This is a genomic window from Herminiimonas arsenitoxidans (assembly GCF_900130075.1).
In the GTDB taxonomy this organism is placed as follows: domain Bacteria; phylum Pseudomonadota; class Gammaproteobacteria; order Burkholderiales; family Burkholderiaceae_D; genus Oxalicibacterium; species Oxalicibacterium arsenitoxidans.
Map to the genome: position 1 here is coordinate 381,984 of NZ_LT671418.1, position 21,904 is coordinate 403,887.

At 51.9% G+C, this 21,904-nt stretch carries 22 protein-coding genes; 16 read left to right on the forward strand and 6 right to left on the reverse strand.

Annotation, left to right across the window (positions count from 1 at the left end; all coding sequences use genetic code 11):
• The first annotated feature begins 99 nt into the window (after positions 1-99).
• Both BQ6873_RS01785 and BQ6873_RS01790 read left to right on the forward strand, forming a co-directional pair.
• A complete protein-coding gene (locus tag BQ6873_RS01785; protein ID WP_076591126.1) occupies positions 100-879 on the forward strand; it encodes a TatD family hydrolase in 780 nt (259 codons plus the stop codon).
• Between the two features lie 4 nt (positions 880-883).
• Positions 884-1,582 (forward strand): ankyrin repeat domain-containing protein, encoded by a 699-nt coding sequence (locus BQ6873_RS01790; RefSeq protein WP_076591127.1) that lies wholly within the window; start codon positions 884-886, stop codon positions 1,580-1,582.
• An 88-nt stretch (positions 1,583-1,670) separates the two neighbouring features.
• Here BQ6873_RS01790 and moeA read toward each other — a convergent pair whose 3' ends face one another.
• The 3 genes from moeA to moaA are packed head-to-tail and all read right to left on the reverse strand — an operon-like array spanning position 1,671 to position 4,799.
• A complete protein-coding gene (gene moeA / locus BQ6873_RS01795) occupies positions 1,671-2,990 on the reverse strand; it encodes a molybdopterin molybdotransferase MoeA (RefSeq protein ID WP_076593891.1) in 1,320 nt (439 codons plus the stop codon).
• 59 nt (positions 2,991-3,049) lie between these two features.
• Entirely contained in the window at positions 3,050-3,646 is a 597-nt protein-coding gene (mobA, locus tag BQ6873_RS01800; protein WP_076591128.1) for a molybdenum cofactor guanylyltransferase MobA, read from the reverse strand.
• 40 nt (positions 3,647-3,686) lie between these two features.
• Positions 3,687-4,799 carry a GTP 3',8-cyclase MoaA gene (gene moaA, locus BQ6873_RS01805; RefSeq protein ID WP_076591129.1) on the reverse strand — a complete coding sequence of 371 codons (1,113 nt, stop codon included), beginning with the start codon at positions 4,797-4,799 and terminating at the stop codon, positions 3,687-3,689.
• Between the two features lie 214 nt (positions 4,800-5,013).
• On the opposite strand from moaA, the gene apbC reads away from it, so the two are divergent.
• The 14 genes from apbC to BQ6873_RS01875 all read left to right on the forward strand — a co-directional run bounded on the left by apbC (position 5,014) and on the right by BQ6873_RS01875 (position 18,634).
• Positions 5,014-6,102: an iron-sulfur cluster carrier protein ApbC gene (apbC, locus tag BQ6873_RS01810; RefSeq protein WP_076591130.1), complete on the forward strand. Its 1,089-nt coding sequence runs from the start codon at positions 5,014-5,016 to the stop codon at positions 6,100-6,102.
• Between the two features lie 212 nt (positions 6,103-6,314).
• Complete coding sequence (locus BQ6873_RS01815; RefSeq protein ID WP_076591131.1) at positions 6,315-6,833, forward strand: DUF3305 domain-containing protein; 519 nt, start codon at positions 6,315-6,317, stop codon at positions 6,831-6,833.
• Positions 6,823-7,446, forward strand: a complete 624-nt coding sequence (locus tag BQ6873_RS01820; RefSeq protein ID WP_076591132.1) for a DUF3306 domain-containing protein — start codon at positions 6,823-6,825, stop codon at positions 7,444-7,446. The genes BQ6873_RS01815 and BQ6873_RS01820 overlap by 11 nt, the downstream gene beginning before the upstream one ends.
• A 34-nt stretch (positions 7,447-7,480) precedes the next feature.
• Entirely contained in the window at positions 7,481-9,580 is a 2,100-nt protein-coding gene (locus tag BQ6873_RS01825; protein WP_076591133.1) for a 4Fe-4S binding protein, read from the forward strand.
• 57 nt (positions 9,581-9,637) lie between these two features.
• A complete protein-coding gene (locus BQ6873_RS01830; protein ID WP_076591134.1) occupies positions 9,638-10,252 on the forward strand; it encodes a TorD/DmsD family molecular chaperone in 615 nt (204 codons plus the stop codon).
• A gap of 198 nt (positions 10,253-10,450) precedes the next feature.
• On the forward strand, positions 10,451-10,651 hold the full coding sequence (locus BQ6873_RS01835) for a hypothetical protein (RefSeq protein ID WP_076591135.1): 201 nt from the start codon (positions 10,451-10,453) through the stop codon (positions 10,649-10,651).
• 15 nt (positions 10,652-10,666) lie between these two features.
• The gene (locus tag BQ6873_RS01840) at positions 10,667-13,630 is read left to right on the forward strand and encodes a formate dehydrogenase subunit alpha (protein WP_076591136.1); all 2,964 of its coding nucleotides are present in this window, start codon (positions 10,667-10,669) and stop codon (positions 13,628-13,630) included.
• A 65-nt stretch (positions 13,631-13,695) separates the two neighbouring features.
• Positions 13,696-14,325: a formate dehydrogenase FDH3 subunit beta gene (gene fdh3B, locus BQ6873_RS01845; protein ID WP_076591137.1), complete on the forward strand. Its 630-nt coding sequence runs from the start codon at positions 13,696-13,698 to the stop codon at positions 14,323-14,325.
• Positions 14,322-14,549 carry a hypothetical protein gene (locus tag BQ6873_RS01850; protein ID WP_076591138.1) on the forward strand — a complete coding sequence of 76 codons (228 nt, stop codon included), beginning with the start codon at positions 14,322-14,324 and terminating at the stop codon, positions 14,547-14,549. The genes fdh3B and BQ6873_RS01850 overlap by 4 nt, the downstream gene beginning before the upstream one ends.
• 22 nt (positions 14,550-14,571) lie before the next feature.
• Entirely contained in the window at positions 14,572-15,723 is a 1,152-nt protein-coding gene (locus tag BQ6873_RS01855) for a formate dehydrogenase subunit gamma (RefSeq protein ID WP_076591139.1), read from the forward strand.
• A 12-nt stretch (positions 15,724-15,735) separates the two neighbouring features.
• Positions 15,736-16,062 carry a hypothetical protein gene (locus tag BQ6873_RS01860; protein WP_076591140.1) on the forward strand — a complete coding sequence of 109 codons (327 nt, stop codon included), beginning with the start codon at positions 15,736-15,738 and terminating at the stop codon, positions 16,060-16,062.
• Between the two features lie 239 nt (positions 16,063-16,301).
• Positions 16,302-17,147, forward strand: a complete 846-nt coding sequence (locus tag BQ6873_RS01865) for a formate dehydrogenase accessory sulfurtransferase FdhD (RefSeq protein WP_076591141.1) — start codon at positions 16,302-16,304, stop codon at positions 17,145-17,147.
• A 108-nt stretch (positions 17,148-17,255) separates the two neighbouring features.
• Entirely contained in the window at positions 17,256-17,960 is a 705-nt protein-coding gene (locus BQ6873_RS01870) for an ABC transporter permease (RefSeq protein ID WP_076591142.1), read from the forward strand.
• On the forward strand, positions 17,960-18,634 hold the full coding sequence (locus BQ6873_RS01875; RefSeq protein ID WP_076591143.1) for an energy-coupling factor ABC transporter ATP-binding protein: 675 nt from the start codon (positions 17,960-17,962) through the stop codon (positions 18,632-18,634). Before BQ6873_RS01870 ends, BQ6873_RS01875 begins: the two co-directional genes overlap by 1 nt.
• A gap of 28 nt (positions 18,635-18,662) precedes the next feature.
• Here the strand turns inward: BQ6873_RS01875 and BQ6873_RS01880 are convergent, their stop codons facing one another.
• The 3 genes from BQ6873_RS01880 to imuA form a co-directional block, all read right to left on the reverse strand.
• Positions 18,663-19,268: a sensor histidine kinase gene (locus BQ6873_RS01880; RefSeq protein ID WP_076591144.1), complete on the reverse strand. Its 606-nt coding sequence runs from the start codon at positions 19,266-19,268 to the stop codon at positions 18,663-18,665.
• A 2-nt stretch (positions 19,269-19,270) separates the two neighbouring features.
• Positions 19,271-20,899: a tetratricopeptide repeat protein gene (locus BQ6873_RS01885; RefSeq protein WP_076591145.1), complete on the reverse strand. Its 1,629-nt coding sequence runs from the start codon at positions 20,897-20,899 to the stop codon at positions 19,271-19,273.
• 148 nt (positions 20,900-21,047) lie between these two features.
• Complete coding sequence (gene imuA / locus BQ6873_RS01890) at positions 21,048-21,827, reverse strand: translesion DNA synthesis-associated protein ImuA (RefSeq protein ID WP_076591146.1); 780 nt, start codon at positions 21,825-21,827, stop codon at positions 21,048-21,050.
• Positions 21,828-21,904 lie beyond the last annotated feature (77 nt).

The following is a 21,904-nucleotide window of genomic DNA, read 5'->3' on the forward strand; positions in this document are numbered from 1 at the left end:
TGCACTGCCTTGTTAGGCGATAGCCTGATTCTCCACGGTAAGCCTTATTCGCGCCGACCATCGCAGTAAAACGGCTAGGCGCGTACAATTCTGCCTACTATGTATATCGATTCCCACTGTCACATCAATTTCCCCGAACTGGCTGCGCGCATGCCAGAGATTCTTGGCAAGATGGCCGAGAATAAAGTCAGCCACGCTTTATGCGTTTCAGTTGATCTTCCAGACTTTCCCAGCGTCCTGGAACTGGCAGAACGCTATCCCAACATTTACGCATCGGTTGGTGTCCACCCAGATTATGAAGATACGCCGGAGCCATCGGTCGATGATTTGATCCGTTTATCCGATCATTCGAAAATCGTCGCCATAGGTGAGACTGGTCTGGATTATTACCGTCTGGAAGGTGATCTGGAATGGCAGCGCGAGCGATTTCGTCGCCATATCCGCGCTTCGCGTGCGACCGGCAAGCCCTTGATCATTCATACCCGTGCCGCATCCGAAGATACGATACGCATCATGCGTGAAGAAGGTGCCGGTACAGATGCCGGTGGTGCGGCTGGTGTCATGCACTGCTTTACTGAGTCGCTGGAAGTGGCGAAGGCTGCGATGGAAATGGGTTTTTATATTTCCTTCTCCGGCATCGTGACTTTCAAGAGCGCGAAGGATTTGCAGGCGGTTGCGCGTGAAGTGCCATTGGAGCAAATGCTGATCGAAACTGACTCACCTTATCTGGCTCCGGTGCCGCATCGCGGCAAGGTGAACGAGCCGGGTTTTGTCTGCCATGTCGCTGAATATCTGGCGACGCTGAAAGGTGTTCCGGTGGAACAGATTGCGCAGCAGACGACGGATAATTTCTTCAATTTATTCAAGATCGCAAGGTGAAGCCATGCTGAACGTAAAACTGAATCACAGTTTGATGTCGCCTATGCGTCGCCTAGCTTGCGGCGTGTTGATGATCGCTGCTGTGATGGCACTGTCGCCGCAGCTTGCACATGCTGGTGCGTACGATGATTATTTTCGTGCGGTGAAGATTGATAATCCTTCAGAAATATCTTCCTTGCTAAAGCGCGGCTTTGACCCGAATACGATAGAAGAAGAGCGCGGCGATACTGGTTTGATTCTGGCCATGCGTGAGAATTCGATGAAGGTCTTTCCCTTGCTATTGAATGCAAGTGGTATCGATCTGGATGCGCAATCGAGAGATGGCGATACTGCATTGATGATCGCGGCCTTCAAGGCCAACAAGCCTGCTGTGGAGGCATTGCTGGCGAAAGGTGCTGCGGTCAATAAGGATGGCTGGGCGCCATTGCATTATGCGGCTGCCGGTGGTGATAGCGAGATTGTGCAACTGTTGATCAAAAAATCGGCCGCCTTGGATACCTTATCGCCGAATAAGACGACACCGATGATGATGGCAGCACGCGGTGGTTATATTTTCATTGTGAAAGCCTTGCTTGATGCCGGAGCAGACGCCACGCTGAAGAACGATGCAGGGATGACGGCGATTGATTTTGCCAAGCAGAATGGCAGCACCGATATAGTGGAAGGCTTGACCTATCGCTTGAAGAAGGCTGGCAAGCTGTAACTGAGCAAGTTGAACTCATAAAAAAAGCGTCGTTTCAGATTGAACTGAAACGACGCTTTTTTAATTCTATGAGCTGAAATTTTTTAGCTCAAATCAATCCGTCAAACAAAATCACATCGACCAGATCGCCGGCTTTGACTTCAGAGCGGTCATGTTCCAGTACGACCATGCAGTTAGCCTCTGACATCGAACGCAATACGCCGGAACCTTGCGAGCCAGTCGTGCGCACTTCTTGTATGCCATCGCTGTTGCGGCTCAAAATCCCGCGTTGATATTCGGTACGGCCAGGGCGTTTGCGGATTGCAGCCTTCGATACGACGCGAAGCAAAGGTGGCGGTTCTACTGCCGAGGCACCCATCATGTGCAGCAAAGCTTGGCGCGCGAGGAAGTAAAAAGTCACCATCACGGCAACCGGATTGCCGGGCAAGCCGAACAGATAAGCTTCTTTGCCATGCGATGAAATTTTTCCGAAAGCCATAGGGCGACCTGGGCGCATGCCTATTTTCCAGAATGTGACGTCGCCTAATTCAGCCATCATTTGCTTGGTGTAATCTGCAGCACCGACCGAGACGCCGCCGGAAGTGATGATGGCATCGGCGTTTTCGCAAGCGGTGCGGAACGCGGCTTCCAGCGCAGCCGGATCATCCTTGATCACGCCCATATCGACGATGTCACAACCCAGACGCGTCAGCATGCCGTACAAGGTGTAGCGATTGCTATCGTAGACGCAGCCTTCATCCAGCGTTTCGCCGATGGAACGCAGTTCATCGCCGGTCGAGAAGAATGCAACGCGCAAGCGACGTTGCACTGGCACTTCGCCTATGCCGAGCGAAGCGAGCAAGCCGAGATCGGCAGGGCGGAGGATTTTTCCTTTTTGCAGTGCAGGTGTGCCGACTGCCAAGTCTTCGCCTTTGAGACGGCGATTGTCGCCGGTGCGTACGGTGCCGGCGGGTACGGTGACGCCAGTTTCACTTTCGTCACGGGTGAATTCTTGCGGAATGACGGTATCGCACTCAACCGGCATGACGGCACCGGTCATGATGCGTATGCATTCGCCGCTGTTGACTTGGCCTTCATAAGCGCGACCAGCATAGGCGGTGCCGACTATCTTCAGGCTCAGGTCTTTATCTTTGCTTAAATCGCTGCCGCGTAAAGCGTAGCCATCCATCGCCGAATTGTCGTGCGAAGGGACATTGATAGACGAGACGATGTCGGTTGCCAGCACGCGATCCAGTGCACTGCGGATCGCGACTTTTTCCACTGCATTGATAGGCTGGATGAATTGACGAATGATGGTTTGCGCATCCGGCACTGGCAACGCATCAGGGTCGTAATCCGACAGGCAGCTGATGACATTGGAGAGCGTTGCTGGCGGAGGATTGCTGTCGGCAGGATTATCGTTGGACATGGGCTCGTCTAAATCGGAAAGTGCGGCATCGCGCAGAATGTGTGAATAGCGCAGATTCATTATGCAGTGGTCTCGTATTTACGCAGATCGTCCAGCGTATTGATGTTGCGGAAGGCATCTTCATCGTCGAAATGAACTTCAGCTACTGTGAGCGATGAATACCATTTGTCGAATTTGCGTCCGCCTTCTTGCAGATATAGCGTCAGGTGCGGCAACAAGGATGCCTTCACCAGACAAAATACCGGATGCGCTTGTCGTGTTTCTCCTTCGCCTGTGACGGCAACGGCTAGATCGGCGTTCTTTTCTTCCAATCCGGCGGCAAGACGTGCCACCAGATCCTTGGGCAGGAAGGGTGAATCGCAAGGTGCGGTGACCAGATAATCTGTTTCGCAATGGATCAAGCCTGTTTGCAAACCTGCCAGCGGGCCGGCAAATCCTTGCATTTCATCTTGCCAGACAGGTACACCGAAGCCTTCATACGGCGCGATATTCTGATTGGCGTTGATCATGATGTAGCCGACTTGCGGCGACAGGCGCATCAACACGTGCAAAGCCATGGGCGCGTCACGGAAGAGCTGCAGGCCTTTATCAACAGTGCCCATACGGGTGCCACGTCCGCCTGCGAGTATGAGGCCGGTAATCTGACTGGTATCCATGTTGTTAGGTTTATCCGATATCAGTTGAATGGGTGCTTGATTAGCCGCCGATGTAAGACATCTCGACTTTGCGTTCAGTCTTCAGGCCATCTGTCTTGGCGGTACGCAATTCGGAATAGCGATCATCGCGTGCGCGCCAGATGTGGGCAATCGCGGTAGAGATTTCTTCATCGGTATTGCCACCACGCATTAATGCACGCAAGTCGTGGCCGCCGGTCGCGAACAGGCAAGTGTATAACTTGCCTTCAGTCGATAGACGTGCACGGCTGCAGTCGCTGCAGAACGCTTGCGTCACGCTGGAGATCACGCCGATCTCACCGCCGCCATCGACATAGCGCCAACGATCTGCCGTTTCGCCGGTGTAGTTCGGTGCGATGGGTTGCAATGGCATGTCGGCTTCGATACGACGTACGACTTCGGAGGAAGGGATGACTTCGTCCATCTTCCAACCATTGGATGCACCGACGTCCATGTATTCGATGAAGCGCAGTATGTATGGTGTGCCTTTGAAATGGCGCGCCATCGGCACGATTTCCTGATCGTTCATGCCGCCCTTGACGACCATATTGATCTTGATCGGGCCGAGACCGACGCGATGGGCTTCTTCTATACCTTCCAGTACATCGGATACGGCGAAGTCGACGTCGTTCATCTTTTTAAAGACTTTGTCGTCCAGCGCATCCAGCGAAACGGTAACGCGTTTCAAGCCGGCATCCTTCAAAGCCTGTGCCTTACGAGCGAGCAAAGCGCCATTGGTGGTCAAGGTCAGGTCAAGCTCGCGGCCATCAGGTGTGCGCAGAGCGCTCAGCATGGCAATCAGCTTTTCAACATTCTTGCGCAGTAGTGGCTCACCACCAGTCAGGCGGATTTTTTCCACACCATGAGCGACGAACAGTGAAGTAATGCGGGTGATTTCTTCAAACGAGAGCAGGGAGCTTTGCGGCAGAAATGCGTAATCTTTGTCGAACACTTCTTTCGGCATGCAATAAACGCAACGAAAATTGCAACGATCCGTGATCGAAATACGCAAATCTTGCAAAGGACGCGCGCGCGTATCCGCCAGCAAGCCGGTAGGTGCTTCAAGGCGTGCAGGAATGACCGGTATCCTGTTGAGATAGCGAAGGTCAGCGAGCGGAATGATTTTTTCAGTCATGGCAAAAATGGTCTAAGTACGCCATTGTAAGTCGTTCACGCATGGCGTGTCGAATTGGTACTGGCTGTTTGCCCGGATTTCTATCTATGTAAATGGTGCCGAAATCCTGTTTTCGCAAGTGGAAAGATGGAAAATATGGCAATGCTTGTCAGCAAGTCATCAGCATGGCGCATGCAATTAGTTTAGACTTGCGCTATCAAATTCGGGAGAACCAATGAGTATTACGATTGAAGCAGTCAAAGAAGCATTGACCGGGGTAATCGACCCAAACACGGGCAAAGATCTGGTCAGCAGCCGTTCTGCAAAAAACATCCAAATCAACGGCAATAACGTCATATTCGATGTGGAGCTTGGTTATCCGGCTAAAAGTCAGATCGACGGCATCCGCAAGGCATCGATTGCTGCGGTTCGCACTATTGAAGGTATGGGCAGCGTCACCGCCAATGTCTACTCCAAAATCGTCGCACACTCGGCACAGCGTGGCGTGAAGCTGTTGGCCAATGTCAAAAATATCATTGCAGTCGCGTCCGGTAAGGGTGGCGTCGGCAAATCCACTACTTCAGTCAATCTGGCGTTGGCGCTGGCGGCTGAAGGTGCGCAAGTCGGTATTCTCGATGCAGATATCTATGGCCCGTCACAACCGATGATGATGGGTATTTCCGGTCGTCCGGAAACGATGGATGGCAAAACCATGGAGCCGATGGAGAACTACGGTTTGCAGGTGTCAAGTATCGGTTTCATGATCGATCCGGATGAACCTATGGTGTGGCGCGGTCCTATCGTCACGCAAGCCTTGACGCAATTGCTGGAACAAACCAACTGGCGCGATCTGGATTATTTGATCGTCGATATGCCGCCAGGTACCGGCGATATTCAATTGACGATGTCACAAAAAGTGCCTGTCACCGGCGCAGTCATTGTGACGACGCCACAAGATATCGCCTTGCTGGATGCGCGCAAAGGTTTGAAGATGTTTGAGAAAGTCGGTATTCCGATTCTCGGTATTGTGGAAAACATGAGCACGCATATCTGTTCCAACTGCGGTCATGCTGAAGCAATCTTCGGTGAAGGTGGCGGCGAGAAAATGTGCGGCGAATACGGCGTGGATTTCCTCGGTGCATTGCCACTGACTATGTCGATCCGTCAGCAGGCAGATTCCGGCAAGCCGACTGTGGTTGCCGATCCTGATGGTCCTATCTCGGTTATCTACAAACAGATCGCTCGCAAGATCGCGATCAAGGTTGCAGAAAAGGCGAAGGATATGTCGTCCAAGTTCCCAACGATCGTAGTCAAGAACGATTAATTTTTTCATTTTCCTTGCTTGATGCTCATCAAGTTTCAAGGTATGGTTGTTTCGAAGTAAGTTTCTCTACGCGTGAGCATCAAGATGCTCACGCAGTTTACTCATCGTTAAATTCCGTGATTGAAGTCTGATCCGGTTTGCAATTTCGGCGCAGAATAGTACTGCGTCCCAATCGTCACAACGACAGGCAGAATATGCCGCAATGAGGAAACATGGAGACAGAAGCAATCCGCGTTGGCGTCATCATGCAGCGCACACCACTTTCCAATCGGTGGCAACCGTTTCAATGGCTTCCCATTGAAGTTGTCGGAGATGTCGGCTCGTCACATGACGCGCCGCATTGTCTGCGCAATGATCCTTTAGATACGAGCTGGTTATTCGGCGGTATCGAAGTCAAATTATTCAGTAGTGAAGCAGAGGGATATTTCCTCAATATCAGTGCGCCTGAGCCTTGCTGGTTCATCATGTGGCGCATTGAAGAGCTTGATGGCGTCGAGTTGGCCGTCCCCAAATCGGTCACCTTGTCGTACAACGAAGCAGCGCGTTTGATGGATGGTGGAGAGCGGGTCGATACCTTGCCAGCCTCTGCCGATATCATCGAACGTCTAACCGAGTTTACGAACAATTACTATCATCCCGAGCCTAAACGTAAACACAAAAAACCATCATTTGAAGGCGGCGAAGGCGTCGATAAAATGGCGCGCGCCGAAGGTGATACACATGGCGGCTGAAGATTTTTTTGCGCGTTGGGCCAAGAAAAAGTCCGACGCATCTGAAGAAGCAGAAACTACATCTGACAAAAATGCAGGCGCGGTTTTGCCTGCCTCTGATGCTGCGCATGAACCGATTGCTGCCGAGACTGCGGCCAAGCCACTCCCTACGCAAGAAGATGTTGAACATCTGACGCACGATTCAGATTATTCGGCGTTCATGGGGCAAGGCGTGGATGAGTCGGTAAAGCGTTCGGCCATGAAGAAATTATTCACGAATCCACACTTCAATGTGATGGATGGCTTGGATGTCTATATTGAGGATTACAGCAAGTTTGAAGCAATGACGCCAGCTTTCATTGCCACTCTCAGCCACGCCAAAGCATTGCTGGATCCGCTATCGCAGCTGCAATCGCCGTTCATGAATTTGCTGGAAGTGCCGAAGAAAGAAGAGTCGGCTGCCATCGATGCCGAACAGCCTGCACTGGATACTCCGCAAGAGGATCAAGTACAAGCCATTGCATCGGAAGAGCCATCTTCCGATGGCGATGCAGAGCAAGACGATACTAAAAAACAAGAAAAAATCAGTACATCAAAGGAGCTCAACGCATCATCTCGCGTTGAAGATATTTAAAGCAGTTTGTCCTAGCCAGCATAGAAGCCAGCCAATGACCACAGAATTCAAAGTATGTAATTGCAATCGCACCATGCCGCTTGATGCACATGCAGGCGCGCAAATCGGTACTGCGCTCGGTACCGGAGCACTTCCTATTCATACTGAGTTATGCCGGCGTGAAGTCTCTTCGTATTTAACATCGCTCGATGGTGTGGACGATGTCGTGGTTGCCTGTACGCAGGAACGCAGCCTGTTTGCAGAAATCGCGCAGCAAAAAGGCTCGGTTGCGCCGCTGCGTTTCGTCAATATTCGCGAGACCGGCGGTTGGGGTACTCAAGCGAAAAATGCTGTGCCAAAAATGGCAGCACTGCTGGCCGCAGCGGCCTTGCCTGATCCTGATCCTGTTCCTACCGTTGATTATCAATCAGCCGGACACGCCTTGATCATTGGTCCGGCAGATCGCGCACTGGCCTGGGCTCAACGTTTGGGTACGCAACTTGATGTCAGCGTTTTGCTGACTGGCGGCGCTGCTGGTGAAATGTTGCAGGACAGAGCGTTTCCAACTTTCTCCGGCAATCAAATTGCGATCACGGGTTGGTTGGGTGAATTCAACGTGAAGTGGCAGCAGGCAAATCCCATCGATCTGGAAGCTTGCACGCGCTGCAATGCCTGCATCGATGTGTGTCCGGAAAATGCAATTGATCTGACTTATCAAATCGATCTGAATAAATGTAAATCGCACCGCGATTGCGTGAAGGCGTGCGGCACGATAGGTGCAATTGATTTCGTGCGGTCTGCGACCCAACGTAGCAGCGACTTCGATTTGATTTTTGATTTGTCCGATGCTCCTTTACTCAGCTTGCATCAGCCGCCACAAGGTTACTTTGCGCCTGGTGCGATTGTGGAGCGGCAGATGGACGACGCTCTGAAGCTGACGCAAATGGTGGGCGAATTCAGCAAGCCAAAATTCTTTCTCTATAAAGAGAAGTTATGTGCGCATGGTCGCAACGGTAAAGTCGGCTGCACTTCGTGCATAGATGTATGTTCGGCAGAGGCCGTCAGCCATCACGGCGATCAGATCAAGGTTAATCCAAATCTGTGTGTAGGCTGCGGTGCGTGCACAACGGTTTGCCCATCCGGCGCATTGGCTTACGCTTATCCGCGTGCAACAGATACCGGCACACGTCTGAAAACGATGTTGTCCACGTATGCGAAAGCTGGCGGTACGCAGCCAGCTTTGCTGTTCCATAATCAGGAGCAGGGCGCTGCACTTATTAATCAATTGGGCCGTTTGAGCAAAGCGGCAGACAAGCTCAAAGGTGTTCCCGCAGCCGTGATGCCAGTTGAGTTACATCACAGTGCATCGACCGGCATCGATCTTTGGCTTACGGCCATTGCATACGGTGCCACGCATATTGCGATTCTGGTGACGAAGCAGGATGCGCCGGAGTATGTGAGCGCGTTGAATCAGCAGATTGAAATTGCCCAAACTATTTTGAGTGGCCTCGGTTATGCCGGTGTGCATGTTTCGCTGATACAGGCGCAGACACCGGAGCAACTGGATGTCGGGCTATCCACTATTCAGGCCGCGCAGGTTCCAGCACAGCGTGCGTTATTTAATGTGGCAGTCGACAAGCGCAGCACGCTGGAATTGGCGATTGATCATTTGAAAACGCATGCGCCGTCGAAGGTCGATGAGATCGCTTTGCCTGCCGGTTCGCTATACGGCATGGTGATGGTGAACAAGGATACGTGCACCTTGTGTATGTCCTGCGTGGGAGCGTGTCCGGAGTCGGCGCTGACGGATAACGCAAACATGCCGCAGCTGCGTTTTATAGAAAAGAATTGCGTGCAATGCGGCCTGTGCGAAAAAACCTGTCCTGAGAATGCGATTACATTAGCGCCGCGTCTGTTGCTGACCGATGCAGCGAAGCAGCCGATAGTGGTGAACGAAGCAGAGCCGTTTCATTGCATTAGCTGCCAAAAACCATTCGGCACGGCGCAGATGATAGAAACCATGGTGGGTAAATTGTCGCTGCATGGTGCATTTGCCGGGAATATTAACAGGCTCAAGATGTGCCCGGATTGCCGCGTGGTTGACATGATGGCGAACAAACAGGAAGCAGTGGCGACGGACTTAAAGCGGAATTGATTCATATCGTTCTGTTGCGCCTCTTCCAATCAAATAAAGAATGTTCACAGGATCACAATGACGACTGCTCAATCAATCAAGTTTGAATCCCCGGATCAAGGCGAAGAGACCGCGCGTGCCGATGTGTACGGCTTGCTTGCCACTTTGCTCTATGCGCCGCCACCGCAAGACTTGCTCGATACGATCGCTGCGGCACCGACGCAAGGTGACAGTGGATTGGAGCATGCATGGGCGGATGTGGTCGCGGCCTGCAAGACAGTCACGCAAGAAGAAGTACGTGAAGAATACGAGCAACTCTTCGTCGGTGTCGGCAAGCCTGAAGTGATGTTGTATGGCTCTTATTATTTGTCCGGCTTTTTAATGGAAAAGCCATTGGCAGAATTGCGGACAGACTTGGCGCAACTGGGTTTGCAGCGTTCAGACAATGTGGTTGAGAGCGAAGATCACCTCGCGACCTTGTGCGAAGTGATGCGTTATCTGATTGCTTCCGATGATGTGGTGCATGCCAACCTAACAGTGCAAAAGAAGTTCTTCAACGATCACATGCAAGCTTGGGTGCTTGATTGTTGCGCTGCAATAGAGGCTAGTCAGAACGCAAAGTTTTATAAGCCGGTGGCGCGTTTGGCGCGGCAATTCTTTGAGGTAGAGATACAAGCATTCGATATGACTTAAGGAATGCGGCATCGCCAATTTACGCGATTGAAAACAGATTTTGATGTGCTCACTTCATTTGCACAACAAAGGTGCGTTTATTAAGTTTTGGTTATAAAAGAGGGTGCAAGTTGCTAAAAGGTATGCTAACTTACAGGCAAAGATAATATAAGATTAAAAAAGCATATTACGTCCTGACCCACATTACAGGAGACGATCATGTCTGAGAAATCGAAAAGTCCTCGCCGCAATTTTATTGCTGGTCTAGGCGTGGTTGCCGCAGGTGGTGTTGCCGCCAAACTGGCTCCAGAGTCCATTACTTCTGCAATTTCCAATGTCCTTCCCGCGCAAGATCCAGATGGTGATAGCTATCGTCTGACCGAGCACGTCAAAAAATACTACCGCACGACCACAATCTAATTACGAGGTGACAACATGCTGTTAACTCGCAAAAGCAACGCTGTTGAGCGTTCGCCTGCCCGTTTCTCATCCAGCCTTGCCGACAGTTTGTCGCGCGCCTTGCCCACGATGGATAGACGTGGATTCTTGAAACGTTCGGGTATCGGTATAGGTGCAGGGATCGCCGCCGCACAGCTAGGCTTGATCCAAAAGGCCAAGGCAGCCGAAGGCGGCGCAGCTGCCGGTGGCAGCAAGATTGAGGTGAAGCGCACAGTTTGTTCGCACTGCTCAGTCGGTTGCGCCTCGGATGCGATTGTGGAAAACGGTGTCTGGGTTCGTCAGGAACCAGTGTTTGATTCGCCGATCAACCTCGGTGCACATTGCGCCAAAGGTGCGGCCTTGCGTGAGCACGGTCACGGCGAATATCGCCTGAAGTATCCGATGAAGCTGGTCAATGGCAAGTATCAGCGCATCAGCTGGGATCAGGCGCTGAATGAAATTTCCGCCAAGATGCTGGATATCAGAAAAGTCAGCGGTCCAGATTCAGTCTTCTTCGTCGGTTCATCCAAACATAACAACGAACAAGCTGCGCTGTTGCGCAAGTTCGTGTCCTTCTTCGGTACCAATAATACGGATCACCAGGCGCGTATCTGCCACTCGACCACTGTCGCGGGCGTTGCAAACACCTGGGGTTACGGCGCGATGACCAACAGCTATAACGACATGCAGAATTCCAAGGCTGCGTTATATATAGGTTCGAATGCGGCTGAAGCACATCCGGTATCGATGCTGCACATGCTGCATGCCAAAGAAACCGGCACCAAGATGATCGTGGTTGATCCTCGTTATACACGTACGGCTGCCAAGGCTGATCAATACATTCGTATCCGCTCCGGTTCTGATATTCCATTCCTGTGGGGCGTGCTGTATCACATCTTCAAAAACGGTTGGGAAGACAAGCAATACATCAATGACCGCGTCTATGGCATGGAAAAGGTCAGGGCAGAAGTCATGAAGTGGACACCGGAAAAGGTCGAAGAGGCCTGCGGTGTGCCAGAAGCTGAGATATACAAAGCGGCTGAAACCATGGCCATGAATCGTCCATCGACTATCGTCTGGTGCATGGGGCAGACCCAGCACAGTATCGGTAATGCGATGGTGCGTGCATCCTGTATTTTGCAACTTGCCTTGGGTAACGTGGGCAAATCAGGCGGTGGCACCAATATTTTCCGCGGTCACGATAACGTGCAAGGTGCAACCGACGTTGGTCCTAATCCAGATTCTTTGCCGGGTTACTACGGCTTGGCAACCGGCTCATGGAAGCACTGGTGTGCTGTCTGGGGCGTTGACTACGAATGGGTCAAAAAACAATACGTCTCGCAAGAGATGATGGAAAAATCCGGCACTACAGTCTCGCGCTGGGTGGATGCGGTTCTCGAGAAAAGCGAGAACATAGATCAAGATAATACGGTCAAGGCCATGTTGTTCTGGGGTCATGCACCGAACTCGCAGACGCGTGGTCTTGATATGAAGAAGGCATTCGACAAACTCGATCTGTTGGTCGTCGTTGATCCTTATCCATCGGCAACAGCCGCCATGGCCGCGATGAAAGTCGATGGTCAGGAATTGAATCCGAATCGCGCAGTGTATTTGCTGCCAGCGGCCACACAGTTCGAAACATCAGGATCAGTCACCGCATCGAATCGTTCTATTCAATGGCGTGAAAAAGTCATCGAGCCATTGTTCGAATCGCGTACCGATCACATGATCATGTATCAACTGGCGCAAAAGCTTGGTTTTGGCAAAGAGCTGGTTGCCAAGATCAAACTGGTACCAGGCAAAGGCGGCATGATGGAGCCGGAACCAGAGTCGATGCTGGAAGAAATCAACCGCGGCACATGGACCATCGGTTATACCGGTCAATCACCTATGCGCTTGAAAGCGCACATGCGCAACATGAATCTGTTCGATGTCAAAACCTTGCGCTGCAAAGGCGGCAAGGATGCAGAAACAGGTTACGACATGACTGGCGATTATTTCGGTTTGCCGTGGCCTTGCTACGGTACGCCGGAATTGAAGCATCCGGGTACACCGAATCTATATGACACTTCCAAAACCATGATGGACGGTGGTGGTAATTTCCGCGCCAACTTCGGTGTGGAACGAGAAGGTGTCAGCTTGTTGGCGGAAGACGGTTCGCATACCTTGGGCGCAGATATCACGACCGGTTATCCGGAGTTCGATCACATTCTGTTGAAAAAACTCGGCTGGTGGGATGATCTGACCGAAGCGGAGAAAAAGGCTGCAGAAGGCAAGAACTGGAAGACAGATCTTTCCGGCGGTATTCAGCGAGTCACGATGAAGGTGCACGGCGTGCATCCATGGGGTAATGCGAAGGCACGCGCCGTCGTGTGGAACTTCCCGGATGCGGTACCTCTGCATCGCGAACCGATCTATGGCACACGGCCTGACCTGGTTGCCAAATATCCGACGCATGACGACAAAAAGAATTTCTGGCGTATGCCGACTTTGTACAAGTCGCTGCAAGACAAGAATATCGAAGCCAAACTCTACGAGAAATTCCCGATCATTCTTACTTCGGGACGTCTGGTCGAATACGAGGGCGGTGGTGAAGAGACGCGCTCCAATCCTTGGTTGGCCGAGCTGCAGCAAGAGAACTTTGTCGAGATCAATCCAAAAGCGGCGGACGATAGGGGCATACGCAATAACGAGTATGTAATCGTTTCCACGCCGACTGGTGCACGCATCAAGGTCAAGGCCTTGGTAACGGTGCGTGTGGCGGAAGACACGGCTTTCATTCCATTCCATTTCTCCGGCTGGTGGCAGGGCAAGGACATGATCGATTCCTATCCGGAAGGAGCACATCCGATTGTGCGTGGTGAGGCAGTCAACACCGCGACGACGTATGGCTACGACTCGGTGACGATGATGCAGGAAACCAAAACCACCATTTGCAATATTGAAAAAGCACCGGCATAGCGTTGTATCTGACGAAAACGGATAAGTACATACGTAACGGATACAAGAGCTAAGGAGAGATCAAAATGGCACGAATGAAATTCATCTGCGATGCAGAACGTTGTATCGAATGTAATGGCTGCGTGACTGCGTGCAAGAACGAGAACGAAGTGCCGTGGGGCGTCAATCGCCGCCGCGTGGTGACGATAAATGATGGCGTAATTGGGCAGGAAAAATCGATTTCGGTCGCATGTATGCATTGCTCCGATGCGCCATGCATGGCGGTTTGCCCGGTCGATTGCTTCTATCGCACAGAAGAAGGTGTGGTTTTGCATGACAAGGACATTTGCATCGGTTGCGGTTACTGCTCCTATGCTTGCCCATTCGGTGCGCCGCAATTCCCATCCAACGGCGCATTCGGCCTGCGCGGGAAAATGGATAAATGTACTTTCTGCGCCGGCGGTCCGGAAGCTAACGGCTCCAAGGCAGAGTTCGAAAAGTATGGGCGCAATCGTTTGGCTGAAGGCAAGTTGCCAGCGTGTGCAGAAATGTGTTCGACCAAAGCTTTGCTGGGCGGCGATGGTGATGTGATTGCAGATATTTTCCGTGCACGTGTCATGCGGCGCGGCAAAGGTAGCGAAGTCTGGGGTTGGGGCACTGCCTACGGCAAGTCGCATAATCCGGACGCCAAAGCACCGACAGGAGGTAAATCATGATGCGCGCACTGTTTATCTCATTAATGGCATTGGCCTTGTTCGGTTGCGCTGAGAAAAGCCAATCGCAAGCGGATGCGCGTGTATCAGGCGACATGCCGCCGTGGGATGGCGCGAAGGGCGATCCATTTGTCGTCAAAGGCTGGACGCCTGGTAATAAAACCGAGTGGGAAACGCAAATGCGAACCCGTGCTCAATCGCAGAACGAGTACGTGAAAATCAATTGATGCATCCGCGAGGGGAATTATCATGAATACATGGTTCGCCAAACTCGCCGTCGGCTTATCGCTCATGGTGGCGACAGCCGGGGTTGCATTGGCACAGACGAATGAGCCAGCCGCGGCAAGCAAGGCAGCGGCATCACCGCCTGCGACGCAAAGCATGTCGAATATCGAGTCAGACGATATTCTTTACATGAAACAGAATCAGGCTGAGCGTACGCAAGTTCAGCCCGGCAATCTGGCTCCGGTGTATCGCCAGATCAAAGAAGGTGGTGAAAATTATTCCAGCTTACCAGCATTGGAAGCGGGCGTTCTGATCCAGCCACAAATGAAATTTCCCGGTCAGGCACGCGCTACAACAGCGGGTGAGGCATGGCGTCTATATCGCAATGGCCCTTTAACAACCTACGGCGGCTGGCTCATCATCGTTGCAGTACTAGGGATCGTGGCTTTTTATTTCTCGATCGGTACGATCAAGCTGAAAGAAAAGCGTACAGGTCGTTTGATCGAGCGCTTTACATCGATTGAGCGCCTGACGCACTGGACTGTAGCGATCAGTTTTCTGACGCTGGCATTGACCGGCTTGGTCATGCTGTTCGGGAAATATGTGGTGCTGCCGGTATTTGGGCATAGCGTATTCGGCTGGCTCGCATACATCTGCAAGAACGTACACAACTTCATAGGGCCGGTTTTCACTGTGTCGCTGATCTTGATGTTCGCGATCTTTGTCAAAGATAATTTCCCGGCTAAAGCAGATTGGAAATGGCTGATCAAGCTTGGTGGCGCACGAGGTCATGCCAGCGCAGGTCGTTTTAACGCCGGTGAAAAATTGTGGTTCTGGGGAGGCGTGGTTTTCCTCGGCTTGATCGTGAGCGCATCCGGCTTTGTGCTGGATATGCTGGTGCCGGGGATACTGTACACACGCGGCAATATGCAGATCGCAAACGTGATCCATCTGGTTGCTGCCGTATTGATATTCAGTGCATCGCTGGCGCATATCTATATCGGTACCTTGGGTATGGAAGGCGCGTATGAAGCAATGGCTACCGGCTATGTTGATGACGCTTGGGCCAAAGAGCATCACGACCTCTGGTACGACGATATTGAAAAAGGCAAAGTGCCAAGAGTGCGTACCCAAGAAGGCGCTGAAAAAACCGGCACACCGATCAAGGCTGTCTAAGGAGATATGCAGATGAAAAAGATACTGATGGCATTGCTCGGCATCATGGTCATGGGTGCCGCTTCAGCCAAATTGCCACCCTTGAGCGATGAAGCCAAAGCCAAGGCTGCCGAAGCCAAAGCCAAGACAGCCTGGAGCGACAAGGTCGCTGCGTATCAGTTGTGCGAATCACAAGATCGTGTGGCTGCAGCTTATTTCAAAAGAACGGGCAAGCCGAAGCCTACTATTGCCGTTCCGCCATGTACTAATCCTGGACCGTATGTCGCCTTGGTGGCGGCAACGACGACAGTGGGCGTAGCCGATGCGAAACCAGTGCCTGCTGCCGGTGCCAAAAAGTAATCCTCACATTTCCTGCCAAATCAGCACCTCAAGCTAGGCAAGCGTTATCAGGTCTATGAACCTGATAGCGCGCATGCCGCTATAATCTCGCGTGTACTATCGAAATATTGAATCTTGCTTAGGCATTATTCAATGTTTTGTGCGCTACCACGCATCATGCTTAGCATGATTCTGATAACTGAGTCCGATATGAACAGTGGCATTTGCCAGCCCTGTTCAAAATGAATTGTCCGTTGCCCATGTCGTATCGCCCTGAATTTACCAGCACGCCAGTCAAACTGACGTATGACGTTAATGCCGTCAATGAAACCGCACAGACTTCGGCTGTAGCGATTCCGGCTGAGCGTCCGCTGACGGTGTATGTCGATGGTCGTGAACTGATTACCTTGATGACCTTGGGCGCTGCGCCGGAAATGCTGACGCTCGGTTATTTGCGTAACCAACGCCTGGTGGAGTCGATTGAAGAGATTGTCTCGGTGCATGTGGATTGGGATCAGCATGCGGTGTCGGTCACGACGCGTGATGGCATTGCCAATATCGAAGAACGTACAGCAAAACGGGTCGTCACCACCGGTTGTGGGCAAGGCACGATGTTCGGCGGTTTGATGGATGAGGTCGACACCATCGTCTTGCCGACAGATGCCAGACTCAAACAATCCACGCTTTATAAAATCGTCAACACGATCCGTACGCAGGATTCTGTCTATGCCAAGGCAGGATCAGTGCATGGTTGTGGACTGTTTTCATCCGAAGGCGATCTGCAATACTTCATCGAAGACGTCGGTCGTCACAATGCAGTCGATTCCATCGCCGGCATCATGTGGCTGGAAAATATCAGTGGTGCTGACAAAGTGTTTTACACCACAGGTCGCCTGACTTCCGAGATGGTGATTAAAGGTGCGCAGATGGGCATGCCGTTCTTGATCTCGCGCTCCGGCACGACACAAATGGGTCATCTGGTGGCGGAAAAGGTCAATATGACCTTGCTGGCACGCTGTACCGGCAAACACTTTTTGCTCGTGACGGGCAAGGAACGCATGGTTTATGAGCCGGAGTTGCTCGATTCCTCACTGCGCGTTGCGTAACCTCTCTATCAACCACTCAGCGTATTCTTTCGGCAGCACTTCCTGAGTACGTTAAAATTGCGGCTACAAAAATGAATAGCCGACGCCTCAGTCGCAATCTACTTCCTCATGTCTTTACTTGACGCTACTCGCGATGCATTCGGTTTGCTCTTTTCGGGCGATGCCGTGCTGTGGCGTATTATCTGGATATCACTCAAAACATCCATCGTTGGCCTGCTGATCGCAACGCCGATTGCAGTGCTGCTCGGCTATTTGATCGCAACGCGTGAGTTCATCGGCCGTCGCATTGTGATCTGGATTGCGCAAGCAGCCTTGTCGCTGCCGACGGTGTTGATCGGTTTATTGCTGTATCTGATGCTGTCGCGGCAAGGTCCACTTGGTTCGCTACAATGGTTATTCACTCAAACCAGCATCATCTTCGGGCAAGTCCTGATTGTCTTGCCGGTTCTGATTGCCTTTACCTTATCGGCAGTACAAGCAGCTGACCCGCGTCTGGCAGAGACAGCAATCGTGCATGGCGCATCCAAATGGCGTGTCATGCTGACGGTGTTACATGAAGTCCGCTTCGGCGTGATGGCGGCCGTGATCAATGGTTTTGGTCGTGTGATTTCCGAAGTTGGCTGCGCGATGATGGTCGGCGGGAATATTGCAGGCGAGACGCGCACGATTACGACAGCGATTGCTCTGGAAACCAGCAAGGGTGAATTTGCACAAGGGATTGCGCTGGGTATCGTTCTGATTGCGTTCGCCTTGTTGATCAATGCCGCGATGATGTTGTTGCAAGGTGATGCCCGTCCAGCGAGGAATATGTGATGGATGCACTTTTATCGATACAACGTTTGCAAAAGAACTTCCATCAGCGTCGTTTGCTGGATATCGAAAATCTGTCGATTGCACAATCGCAAGCGTATGTGCTGACCGGTTCCAACGGTTCAGGAAAAAGCACCTTGATGCGCATATTGGCTGGGCTGGAATCGGCTGATACGGCGGATGTGCGATTTCAGGGAGTCACAGCTAGCCTGTCACCGTATCCGCGCGTGATGCGCGATGCCATCGTCTATGTGCATCAGCATCCTGTAATGTTTTCCACCAGCGTTGCCGAGAATATCGGTTACGGCCTGTTCGTGCGTGGTATACCGAAAAACATCATTGCCGAAAAAGTAGAAGAAGCCATCGTCTGGGCTGGCATTACGCATTTGCGCAAGAACGTACCGAACTTCTTGTCTGGCGGTGAAAAGCAACGCGTTGCATTAGCGCGTGCCCGCGTCCTGTCGCCGAAATTATTGCTGCTGGACGAACCGACTGCGAATCTGGATGGATCTGCGCGTGAACAGGTGATTGCTTTGATTCCGACGCTGGTACGCGAAGGTAGCAGTGTGATCATGGCGTGTCATGATAGGGACTTGATTGCATTGCCTGGTGTGCAGCGCCTGAAGATCCGCGATGGCAAGCTTGAACTGCGGCAAGCACACTTACACGAAGAGTAAGGTTTTCCCCGGTAATACGCCTACGTACTTAAGGTAGCCGCAAGGTAAAAAGTGCGCCGCCATTTAACGGCGTACTCAATTGCACACTGCCTTGGCGATTTTCATTGCGATGCGCTTTTGCAATCGCGTCACACAATGCCATGCCGAGTCCGGTCGATGGCTTTTCTTCCGCAGCATCCAATCCGGTTCCATCATCCTGAACTGTGAAGACGATTTCTTCATCTACTTTCTTGCATCCGACGACTATGTTGGTGCGCGCAAAGCGTGTGGCGTTTTGTAATGCTGCATCCAATGCCAGAGCAACCAAATGTTCGTCAAAGAAAGCAATGGCAGGCATATCATCGGTATTGATGGTGATGTCTAGTTTTGATGGTGTCGCTATGCGGTCGCGTAGCAAACCGTTGAGAAAATCATCCGGACTGACGGCTTCTATGCGTGTAGTCAAACCTTGTGTGGACGCTTTGTACAAGGTGAGAAAGCCAATCATCTTTTCACGTAATGCGACACAACTTGCGTGTGCTTGCCTGGCTTTGTCTTGATCGAGATCATCAACTAAAGCCGATAGTTCACCTTCCAATGCACCCAAAGCATTTTTCAAGTCATGTACAACGATGGCGGTGAGTTGTTGATCCATACTTATGCCTCGACGCTGGCTTTAACCAGTGTTTCGCGCAGGAAGCGATACATCTTGGCGACGCGTTCGCTATTTGGCATCAATACATCCAGCTGTGCCAGATAGGCATTCACGCGTTCTACGTAGTTGCGATCCAGACCTTTTTGGCTCATCCACAGTAGATGTAGTTGCGCGGCGGCGAGCAATACGCCGGTATTGTCCGGTGTCGCGGTCAAGGCTTCTTCCAACTTGGTCAGTGATTCGTCGAACTGGCCGGCACGCATTAATTGCGTTGCCTGATCAACGATCAAGGCGCCTTCGCTGATGGCTTCATCAACGATTTTTTCAATCAAGGCTTCGTTGCCGGTATCTTGCAAAACGCGACGCGCGTAGGCGACCAGACGTGTATTTTCATGATCAGCCTTGATGGCTTTGGCCATGATGCGTGCGCCTTCTTCATTGAGGCCAATAGAGAAGGCGGCCTTTGCCAGTGCCAATGTATTGGTATCAGGACGTATGCCATCAGCCATTTCTTTGGCTGATTCAAATGCTGCCTTGGCAGAGTCGATATCGCCAAGGCGAGCGAATGCCTGTGCGGCAATAGTCGCTTGTCGGGCGGAAAAATGTGCGTCGTCCTGGTGATCTTTAGCCGCGTTGCTTAATACAGAGAGTGCATTGGCCGCTTCGCCGATATCGACATGCACTTGCGCCAGCGACAGGGCATCGGATGCTTGTGCCGTGAGCGAGCCGCGTGTGTGGGTCAATGCCTTGTCAAACGCGGTGCGTGCCTGTTCCAGATTGCCGACACGATATGCGGCATCACCCATCAGGCGGCTGCGTCGTGCGGATGGAATCACGTCATACGATTTGTTGAAAGCATCAAGAACAGCTTCTTCGTTACCTTGTGCTTCAGCGATTTGTGCGAGCAGATCGTAGGCGTCGATGAATTTGGCATTGACGTCCAAGACGTCTTGCACAATTTTCTTGGCTTCATCGAGTTTGCCAGCGGCTTGATCGCATCGTGCCAGCCCAAGTTTGGCCCACACCAGATCGCTGCGTAAACCGAGTGCCTTGAGATAAGTGACGCGGGCATCGTTGATATTGCCTAATTCGAGTGCAGAGCTGGCTTGGATTTTCAGGATATCTACTATCCACTTCGGCTCGACTTTTAAAACTTTGTCGCATTCAGCGATGGCGCCAGTCAGATCTTTCATCTGCAAGCGATCAGTGATCGGCTTCAAGGCGTTTTGCCTATCGAGCAAACGTTCGATGCGATCCGCAATCTTGCCGCCGGTGAGCGGTTTGACCATGTAAGCATCCGGCTGAAATTCTGCTGCGCTGGCCACGCTGTCATAGCTGCTTTCTGCCGTGATCATGAAAAACATGGCAGTCGGCGATAGCAGTTTTTGCGAACGCAAGAATTCCAGCATCTGCTGGCCGTTGGTTTCTTTATTGAGGTTGTAATCGCAAATGATTACATCGTAGTTGGTAGAACGGATGTATTTGATTGCATCGTTAGGCGTGGCGGCCTGATCGACTTGCTCAATACCTAATTGTCCTAATTGGGTGCGAATGTTTTGTCGCATTGTCGACATGTCGTCTACGACTAGTGCGCGCAATTTGGCAAGACGGCTATTGAGAATAGTGGCCATTATGGTGCGGAAAATAAGGATTTCCCATCATACGGCTATGTTTCTAGAGTTGCCACAAGAGAATGCTCTTCTTGCAAGTATCTGATGGTATTGCGCGATAGCGCTAATGTGCTGACTCGCCTCCCATGGTGGGAGGCGAGTTGTACGCTTATACCGGTAGTGTTGCGCGGTGTCGGGCAGCTGTAGCGGCAAGAGCAGAATGCGCTACGGTATAGGATGGCGTCGTGAAAACAGGTGAGCTTAGTGAGCGTGCTGCAGCTGGTGTACTCACTTTGGATGATGCCGCAAGTGGCAGCATCATAGGCTTGCTGTGTACCGGCCCGCGACGTTTGATGATTTCGACAGACATGCGGCCGTCAGTCGCAGGCTGGCATAGCATGCGCAATGGAGCAGGAGATGATTGGCTTTGGTCGGATAAAGGGCGAAACACAAAGGTCAAGCCATCATTGCTGGCAGCTAGCAGTTGCAGGCGGCGTAAATGGTCCGGTCTCGCTTCCGGCAACCAGCACAGCAGTGCACCGAAATCCACGCTTTGCATAGCCTGTTCGACAGCCCAGATTCTATCCATGGGTTTGTCAGCTTTGATCAGGATGACATTCGAGAGATCGATGCCCAGATCAGCCAGTGACGCGGCAGAGGGAATATGTGGTGGCGCCAGCAGAATCACGGTTTTGCCAGCTTGCGTGAGCTGCCTCAAGGCAGGTGCCAGCACAAGCAATTCACCGACATCCGGGCGTGGCATCAGCAACTCAATCAAAACGGAGGAAGGCCAGCAACCATTCGGCAATTCCTGATCCAGTGCGCGATAGCCGGATGGGATAGGTTTGGCGCGACGCGTTTCATTGCGGTCGTCGTGCCAGAGTGCCTCGGGCAATGAAGCGAAAATGGACTGTGCTGAAGCGGGAAGAGCGGATGCCAGTGCGACCATAAAACCTCCAAATACTGATTGGGATAAGGCGTCAGCGAGTCGACGCATTACCAATATACTGTATATGCATACAGTAT

Excerpts from the sequence above, each read along its gene's own strand:
- BQ6873_RS01785 (WP_076591126.1), top strand. The coding sequence starts at position 100 with ATGTATATCGATTCCCACTGTCACATCAATTTCCCCGAACTGGCTGCG.
- BQ6873_RS01790 (WP_076591127.1), top strand. The coding sequence starts at position 884 with ATGCTGAACGTAAAACTGAATCACAGTTTGATGTCGCCTATGCGTCGC.
- moeA (WP_076593891.1), bottom strand. The coding sequence starts at position 2,990 with ATGTCCAACGATAATCCTGCCGACAGCAATCCTCCGCCAGCAACGCTC.
- mobA (WP_076591128.1), bottom strand. The coding sequence starts at position 3,646 with ATGGATACCAGTCAGATTACCGGCCTCATACTCGCAGGCGGACGTGGC.
- moaA (WP_076591129.1), bottom strand. The coding sequence starts at position 4,799 with ATGACTGAAAAAATCATTCCGCTCGCTGACCTTCGCTATCTCAACAGG.
- apbC (WP_076591130.1), top strand. The coding sequence starts at position 5,014 with ATGAGTATTACGATTGAAGCAGTCAAAGAAGCATTGACCGGGGTAATC.
- BQ6873_RS01815 (WP_076591131.1), top strand. The coding sequence starts at position 6,315 with ATGGAGACAGAAGCAATCCGCGTTGGCGTCATCATGCAGCGCACACCA.
- BQ6873_RS01820 (WP_076591132.1), top strand. The coding sequence starts at position 6,823 with ATGGCGGCTGAAGATTTTTTTGCGCGTTGGGCCAAGAAAAAGTCCGAC.
- BQ6873_RS01825 (WP_076591133.1), top strand. The coding sequence starts at position 7,481 with ATGACCACAGAATTCAAAGTATGTAATTGCAATCGCACCATGCCGCTT.
- BQ6873_RS01830 (WP_076591134.1), top strand. The coding sequence starts at position 9,638 with ATGACGACTGCTCAATCAATCAAGTTTGAATCCCCGGATCAAGGCGAA.
- BQ6873_RS01835 (WP_076591135.1), top strand. The coding sequence starts at position 10,451 with ATGTCTGAGAAATCGAAAAGTCCTCGCCGCAATTTTATTGCTGGTCTA.
- BQ6873_RS01840 (WP_076591136.1), top strand. The coding sequence starts at position 10,667 with ATGCTGTTAACTCGCAAAAGCAACGCTGTTGAGCGTTCGCCTGCCCGT.
- fdh3B (WP_076591137.1), top strand. The coding sequence starts at position 13,696 with ATGGCACGAATGAAATTCATCTGCGATGCAGAACGTTGTATCGAATGT.
- BQ6873_RS01850 (WP_076591138.1), top strand. The coding sequence starts at position 14,322 with ATGATGCGCGCACTGTTTATCTCATTAATGGCATTGGCCTTGTTCGGT.
- BQ6873_RS01855 (WP_076591139.1), top strand. The coding sequence starts at position 14,572 with ATGAATACATGGTTCGCCAAACTCGCCGTCGGCTTATCGCTCATGGTG.
- BQ6873_RS01860 (WP_076591140.1), top strand. The coding sequence starts at position 15,736 with ATGAAAAAGATACTGATGGCATTGCTCGGCATCATGGTCATGGGTGCC.
- BQ6873_RS01865 (WP_076591141.1), top strand. The coding sequence starts at position 16,302 with ATGTCGTATCGCCCTGAATTTACCAGCACGCCAGTCAAACTGACGTAT.
- BQ6873_RS01870 (WP_076591142.1), top strand. The coding sequence starts at position 17,256 with ATGTCTTTACTTGACGCTACTCGCGATGCATTCGGTTTGCTCTTTTCG.
- BQ6873_RS01875 (WP_076591143.1), top strand. The coding sequence starts at position 17,960 with ATGGATGCACTTTTATCGATACAACGTTTGCAAAAGAACTTCCATCAG.
- BQ6873_RS01880 (WP_076591144.1), bottom strand. The coding sequence starts at position 19,268 with ATGGATCAACAACTCACCGCCATCGTTGTACATGACTTGAAAAATGCT.
- BQ6873_RS01885 (WP_076591145.1), bottom strand. The coding sequence starts at position 20,899 with ATGGCCACTATTCTCAATAGCCGTCTTGCCAAATTGCGCGCACTAGTC.
- imuA (WP_076591146.1), bottom strand. The coding sequence starts at position 21,827 with ATGGTCGCACTGGCATCCGCTCTTCCCGCTTCAGCACAGTCCATTTTC.